Genomic DNA, 5048 nt, shown 5'->3' on the forward strand with positions numbered 1-5048 from the left:
TGGTAAGAATAAAGAAATTATAATAATAGTACTTTTAAAGATTATCTTTTTTACTAGGAAGGCAGGAATGAGTAGTATGACTGAAGATTATTCGTCTCGAACAGAACGAAAAAAAATACAAGAGCAGCAGCAACAACGAGCATCCAAACAGAATAAGAACAAGGGGCCGAGAAAAATATCCTGGAAAAAAGTCCTCTATATTTGTCTTACAATCGGGCTGGTGATGTTCCTGGCTGGAGTAGGCGCTTTTTTATGGATTATCAAAGATGCGCCAAAGTTTGATGAAACTCTATTAAAGGATCCTTTATCATCTCAAGTATATGCTAGTGATGGGGAAACCATTATTGCCGAGGTCGGTACAGAAAAACGAGATAATATTGAGATCGATCAAATCCCGGATGTCCTAAAAAATGCCGTTTTGGCCACAGAGGATGCCCGTTTTTACAAGCACCATGGAATTGATATAAAACGGACACTTGTGGCCGTTTGGACGGATATCACGACGGGTTCCTCACAAGGTGGTAGTACGATTACACAACAAATTGTGAAAAATGCCTTCTTGTCAACTGAGAAAACGCTAACGAGAAAGATCCAAGAATGGTATTTAGCGACTCAATTAGAAAAAAAGTTTTCTAAGGATCAAATCCTTGAAATGTATTTTAATAAAAATTTATATGGCAGTGATGTAAATGGTGTCGCAAAGGCAGCTGAGCGATTCTTTGGATTAGGGCCTAATGAGTTAAATAAATTAACACTAGAACAGGCAGCACTGCTAGCAGGGATTCCACAAAGCCCTAACAATTATATTCCTACTGTTGAAAGTAATCTGCCGGCGGCCGAAAAACGAAGAAATTTGGTGCTTCAATATATGAATAGACATGGCTATCTTTCCAAAGCGAAAATGGAAAGCGCCCAACAAACACCGATAGAAGATACGTTAAATATTCAACAAAAGCCTGCAAATAAGTATCAGGCCTTTGTGGATACGGTGATTACAGAGGTTCAAACCAAAACAAAGGCAAATATTTTTGAGGATGGATTAAAAATCTATACTACGATTGATCCTGAAATTCAACGGATCACAGAGAATGCCCTATCAACTAATGAGTATATTGACTATCCAGATAATCAAAAATTACAAACAGCTGTAGTTATTTTAGATACACAAACGGGTGCAATTAAAGCCATTGGCGGCGGGCGAAATTATCAAACGGGTGGATTTAACTATGCCACGATGATTAAACGTCATCCTGGTTCTACGATTAAACCTATTCTGGATTACGGACCAGCAATTGAAAAATTTAAATGGTCGACAGGGCACATCCTAAAAGATGAAGAGTATCAATATACAAATGGAACACCGATTCGAAATGCAAGTCGTACGTATGCAGGAAATAAGACGATTAGAGAGCACTTGACCTGGTCACGAAATATCCCTGCTTTAAAGGCCTATCAAGCTGTTGGCGCAGATTATGCAACAAATTTTGCGAATAGCCTTGGTTTTCCTATTACAGACACACAAAAGGCGAATGAATCAAATGCGATTGGGGCCATTGACGCTGCATCACCGCTGAATATGGCGGGTGCCTATGCCGCCTTTGGGAATGGTGGTTACTATATTAAACCGTATACTGTTTCAAAAATAATCTATTCAGATGGAACAGAAGAGGAGTTAGCTTCAAGTAAAAAGAAAGTAATGGCAGATTATACAGCCTTCTTGATCACAGATATGTTACGTACAGTTGTAGATTCAGGAACAGGTACAAAGGCAAATCTGCCCCAGCTAGATTTAGCTGGTAAAACGGGAACAACTAGCTTCGATCAATCGGCTATAGAGAAATATGGGTTACCAGAAAATGCGACACGGGATGCGTGGTTTGTAGGATATACGCCACAATACACCGGCGCGGTTTGGACTGGCTATACAGAAACCAAATCTTCAGATGACTATTTAGGAAGCAAAAGTGCGGACTTCTCTAAGTTAGTGTTTAAGGCGATTATGTCACGAACAGCTACGAGTACGGACAGATTTGAACAACCAAGTAGTGTGGCAAAGTCAGGCAATGAATACTACGTTAAAAATGGTGAAAAGCCACAACCGCCAAAGCCTAAAAAGCCAACTGACGTTCAAGCAACATATGATGAAGCTTCAGACCGTATTCAACTATCATGGAACTACACATCAGAGGGTCTTTCGGGGACAACTTTTGAGGTTTCTTACACAGTAGATGGAAAAACAACAAAATTACCGTCTACGAGCGACTTACAAGCCATACTAGAGAGTCCAGTGAAAGGAAAGCCATATGTTTTTACGGTCACGGCTATTGCGGAAGGTGCCAAAAGTGAGGCTGCCGCGACTTCCTTAACGGTTAAAGAAACAGAAGAAATACCAAATAGTCCAAGTAACCTGAATGCTCAATATGATCAAAATTCGAATCGTATTTTGATTAGTTGGAAAAACAATACCACCAATCTGAAAAATGTCCAATTTATCGTTACTTATTCGGTGAATGGTAGTACACAAACCTTAACGACTACATCAGGAACAAGTGCGACGTTAAGTACTCCGCAGCCAGGTCAAACGTATGTCATTACGGTAGTCGCTTCAAATGATGCTGGTGTGAGTGATCCGACCTCCACCTCGGTTACAGTTAATCTTCCTGAAAATGGGACCGGTGTAGAAAATGGTGCTGAGACAGAAGATCAGAATAAAGCACAGCCTTAATGATAGTCAGTTTTGTGGATTTTATAAAATGACAAAAGAAAGGCCGAATTTATGAAGAAAAAATGGATGTTTTGGGGAATGAGTATGTTGGTAATCATTCTCCTATTGTTGGGGATGTATAAGTTAATGAACGCTAGAACCTTTCAGTTGTTCGGTGGGCTAACTTCTCAGATAGAGACCCGCAAAAAAGTAGTTGCCCTAACATTTGATGATGGACCAACCAAAAATGTGGATGACATTCTCCCTTTATTGGATCAATACAATGCCAAAGCCACATTTTTTCTTATCGGGAGTGATATTGAAAAGAATCCAGATGAAGCAAAGAAGATAGTCGAAGCTGGGCATCAAATTGGGAATCACACATATTCCCATCAAAGAATGATTTTTAAATCCCCTTCTTTTATCAAGGGGGAAATTGAAAAGACGGACAGACTCATTCGTAATGCTGGGTATAGTGGGGAGATTGACTTTCGACCGCCGAATGGGAAAAAAATTATTGGATTGCCGTATTATTTGTATAAGCATAAGAGGGAAACGATTACTTGGAGCATTGAGCCAGATACTAACCATACCTCAGCCAATGATAAAATAAATGATGTAAAAGAGAATGTAAAACCCGGATCGATTATTTTAATTCACCCAATGTATGATCATACCGGTGAAGAACTAAAAACGATTAAAGGAATCTTACAGTTTTTATCAAAAGAAGGATATACATTTCTAACGGTTGATGAAATTCAAAAAGAGGAATCCCTATGAAATTTTTAGATCAATCCTTAGCCCAAGAAATTGTCGATAGAACGATGCGAATTATTAATCGAAATATCAATGTGATGAATGAAAAAGGGATCATTATTGGTTCAGGGGATAGAAACAGAATTCATACGATTCATGAAGGGGCAGTTAAGGTTATTGAGAACCATTCAGGGTCTGAGATCGGTGAGGCCGAAGCTAGGCTGCTTCACGGTGTGAAGGCAGGAATCAACCTGCCGATTAATTTCCGGGATCATGTCGTGGGAGTCATTGGGATAACTGGGGAACCAGACGAAATTCGTAACTATGGGGAGTTAGTTAAAATGGCTGCAGAAATGATCCTTCAGCAAGCAGTCCTTATCGATGAAATGCAGTGGGACGAACGACTTAAAGAAGAAATGACCAGCCAGTTAATGCACGGCATCGAAAATTTGGATTCCCTTTATTTTGAAAGGGCTGAACGACTAGGGATCAATTTGAATCTCCCGCGGGCCGCGATGATTTTAACCGTTGAAGACCAATCAACCGGGTATAAATGGGTCCGCGATAAATTGGACAAAGATGATTTATATGTCATGCAGCCCGATCATATTGTTCTGTTAAAAAAGATAAATAGTAAGAAAGCCCAGACTCTGGAGCAGCTAGGCAAGTGGGCGGAGGGCTTGGAAAAAAGTCAAAAAGAACCTTTTAAAATGGCTATTGGCAGCTTTCATTCGGATTTAGATGGTATCTCCAAGTCTTATCAAGAGGCCGTTACTACTTTAAAGGTTGGCAGAAAGCTAGCCCCCAAAAAAAATATTTATTTTTATGAGGACTACAAATTGCCAGTGTTTCTTGCCCGAGCAGATCAATTGGGGGTTGACGAAGAGATTGGCCCTTATTTTCAGCAATTGAAAGAGCAAGACAAAAAGGGGGAACTGCTCGAAACGTTATTCGTGTATGTGGAAGAGAATGGGGACACGCAAAAAGTAGTTGAACGCCTGTTTATCCATCGAAATACACTTAGATATCGTTTGGAAAGGATTACAGACCTTACGAAGAAGGATCCTCGTAAGGTAAAGGATTTGCTGGAGCTTTACCTCTCTATTATTCAAAATCAAATTAAGTAATTTGTGCAAATGCACAAAAGGCCGGAGAAAATCGGGCCTTTTTTTGATAGACTGACCGATGTAATCGCTTAAGGAAACGCTTACAATCAATGTATAGCAAACAAGGAGGTATTGACAAATGGATGCACAGATTCAAGTAAGCGCTTTAGGTGCAATTGTCGCATTGGTTGTAGCGATTGTCTTGATTTTAAAGAAGGTTTCTCCTGCCTACGGAATGATTGCCGGCGCCTTAATTGGCGGTCTTGTCGGCGGAGTCGATATAGTCAACACAGTTAATTTAATGATGGAAGGGGCCAAGGGGATTATTCCAGCTGTATTAAGAATTTTAGCAGCTGGTGTTTTAGCCGGAGTCTTGATTGAATCAGGTGCTGCCGCTGTCATTGCGGAGACCATTGTGAAAAAACTGGGTGAAACAAGAGCATTGCTGGCTTTGGCAGTTGCAACGATGATTTTAACGGCGG

4 protein-coding genes are annotated in these 5048 nt (G+C 40.2%); all 4 read left to right on the forward strand.

What is annotated here, in order from left to right; genetic code table 11:
• Window positions 1–67 precede the first annotated feature (67 nt).
• The gene (locus tag TY15_RS22565) at window positions 68–2725 is read left to right on the forward strand and encodes a penicillin-binding protein 1A (protein ID WP_052449617.1); all 2658 of its coding nucleotides are present in this window, start codon (window positions 68–70) and stop codon (window positions 2723–2725) included.
• A gap of 51 nt (window positions 2726–2776) precedes the next feature.
• On the forward strand, window positions 2777–3484 hold the full coding sequence (locus TY15_RS22570) for a polysaccharide deacetylase family protein (RefSeq protein WP_040206743.1): 708 nt from the start codon (window positions 2777–2779) through the stop codon (window positions 3482–3484).
• Window positions 3481–4587, forward strand: a complete 1107-nt coding sequence (locus tag TY15_RS22575) for a sugar diacid recognition domain-containing protein (protein WP_040206744.1) — start codon at window positions 3481–3483, stop codon at window positions 4585–4587. Before TY15_RS22570 ends, TY15_RS22575 begins: the two co-directional genes overlap by 4 nt.
• Before the next feature lie 118 nt (window positions 4588–4705).
• Window positions 4706–5048 (forward strand): GntT/GntP/DsdX family permease (locus TY15_RS22580; RefSeq protein ID WP_042375658.1); only part of this gene is annotated, 343 nt, incomplete at its 3' end.

The organism is Neobacillus jeddahensis (genome assembly GCF_000612625.1).
In the GTDB taxonomy this organism is placed as follows: domain Bacteria; phylum Bacillota; class Bacilli; order Bacillales; family Cytobacillaceae; genus Neobacillus; species Neobacillus jeddahensis.